This is a genomic window from Pseudomonas soli (assembly GCF_900110655.1).
Classification (GTDB): domain Bacteria; phylum Pseudomonadota; class Gammaproteobacteria; order Pseudomonadales; family Pseudomonadaceae; genus Aquipseudomonas; species Aquipseudomonas soli.
This window is the reverse complement of sequence record NZ_FOEQ01000031.1, coordinates 1-2,125: the sequence shown is the minus strand read 5'-3', so window position 1 is coordinate 2,125 and position 2,125 is coordinate 1. Positions and strand designations below refer to the sequence as shown.

The window sequence follows — 2,125 nt, the reverse complement described above, 5'->3', positions numbered from 1 at the left end:
GATTGGCGCGCTGGTTCAGCTCGCCATGGCTCAGGCTCACCTCGCCCTGCACCACGGCCAGCGCCTCGGGCGCCTGGGCCTCGACCAGCGCATGCACGGTGTGCCCTTGCGGATAATTGACGGTAGTGGCGTTGAAGCCCTCCACCACCTGGCGCAAAGCCTCGTCATCCAGCATCGGCAGATGATCGAGTCCCTGGCCCGGCGCCCGTTCCAGCGCCTGCAACAGTTGGCCTAGCGTATTGACCATCCACGTGCCGACCTGCGCCGCAGGCAACCCCTCGGCGGCCAGCACGCTAAGCGAGAAACCCTCGCCCAAGTCATCGACGCTCAGGGTCAACGGGTAGTTGCTGCGCTCCTCGCCGCCCAGCAGGCGCACACCCTGCCAGATACCTTCACCGTCCCGGGCCGCCTCGGCGCTATGCCGGTAGTTGAGCAAGGCACTGAACAACGGCGCCGAAGCCGCCACGCCGCTGCAACGCTGGGCCAGTGCCAAGGGCGCATGCTCGTGACCGAGCAGGGCCGACAAGCGCTGATGAGTGACGCGCACGGCCTGCTCCACCGGCAGCGCGGTGTCCACCCGCAGTGGCAAGGTGTTGATGAACATGCCCAGGGCGCGGTCGGCGCCTTCGCCGGCTTGCAGGCGGCCCATCAATACGGTGCCGAACACCACATCGCGACGCCCTGCCAGCACGCCCACCACCCGGGCCCAGGCCAGGTGCACCAGGCTCGCGACGCTGACGCCACGCTGCCGGGCCAGCTCGCGCAGGCCTTGGGCCAGGGCGTCAGGCAGCCTCAGGGCAGCATGCTCGACCCGCCCGCCATCGCCCTGCACATCGGCCAGGCCAAAGGGCAGGGTCGGTTCTTCGACATCCCCCAACTGGGCGCGGAAGAACGCCTCATGGCTGGCCTGATCGTCGCCCAGGCAGACCTGGGCGAGATAATTGCGATACGGCACCGCGGCAGGCAGCGTGGCGCCACGCCCGTCCAGCAGCACCTGCATCTCCTCGCCGACCACGGCCATGGCGGCGTGGTCGAGGGTCAGGTGGTGGAACTGCAGCAGCGCCACCCACTCGCCCTGGCGCGGATCCTCGGCATAGACCAGCCGCAGCAAGGGCGCCCGAGTCAGGTCCAGACGCTGCTGGCGGGCATCGAAACGCGCCAGCAACTGCTCGATCACGGACGCCTCACCCAGGCCGGTGACTTTGCTGAGCGCCAGGTCGGCCTGGCGCCAGACCACCTGCACCGGCTCCGCCAGGCCTTCCCAGACCACCGAAGTGCGCAGGATATCGTGGCGGTCGATGACCTGTTGCAAGGCCGCTGCCCAGTTAAGCAGGCGCTCGAGGCTGTCAAAGGCAAGGCGCGACTGCAACAGGTACGGATCGCCCTGCTCCGCGCTCAGGTGGTGATAGAGGATGCCTTCCTGCAACGGCGCCAGCGGGTAGATTTCCTGCACGTTGGCGGCGCCGCCCGGCACGCTGGCGACGATGCGGTCGATGCTGGCTTGGTCGAGATCAATCAGGCTGAGCATCTCTGGCGTGATCCGGGTCGCATCGTGGGGGACACGGTTGGCCGGCACCTTGACTTCACGCCCCGAACCTACTGCCGCCGCCAGCGCGGCCAGGGTCGGCTGGGCGAACAGCACTCGCACGTCGGCAGCCAGGCCGGCCTTGCGCATGCGCTCGACCAGGCTCACCGCCAGTAGCGAGTGGCCGCCCAGTTCGAAGAAGTGATCGTGGCGACCGACCTGCTCGACCTTGAGCACTTCGGCCCAGATCGCGGCCAGTGCCGTCTCCACCTCGCCCTGCGGCGCCTCGAAGGCGCGGCTGACCACGGCCTCGCTGCCTGGCTGCGGCAACGCACGGCGGTCGAGCTTGCCGTTGGCGGTCAATGGCAAAGCTTCAAGTCGCACATAAGCCGATGGCAGCATGTAGTCCGGCAGCACGCCTTGCAGGCGCTCGTGCAGTTCGCCGATGGCCGGGATCTCGCCGGTGAAGTACGCCACCAGGCGTTTGTCTCCCGGCGCGTCTTCGCGCACGATCACCGCCGCGTCGCGCACGCCCGGGCATTCGCCCAGGCGCGCCTCGATTTCGCCCAGTTCGATGCGGAAACCGCGCAGCTTGATCTG

Annotated in this window: 1 protein-coding gene; it reads right to left on the bottom strand. The window is 68.3% G+C overall.

Going from position 1 to position 2,125, the window contains the following annotated elements; genetic code table 11:
- Positions 1 to 2,125: condensation domain-containing protein (locus BMY03_RS25950; RefSeq protein ID WP_244891357.1), on the bottom strand; the 2,125-nt coding region annotated here is incomplete at both ends.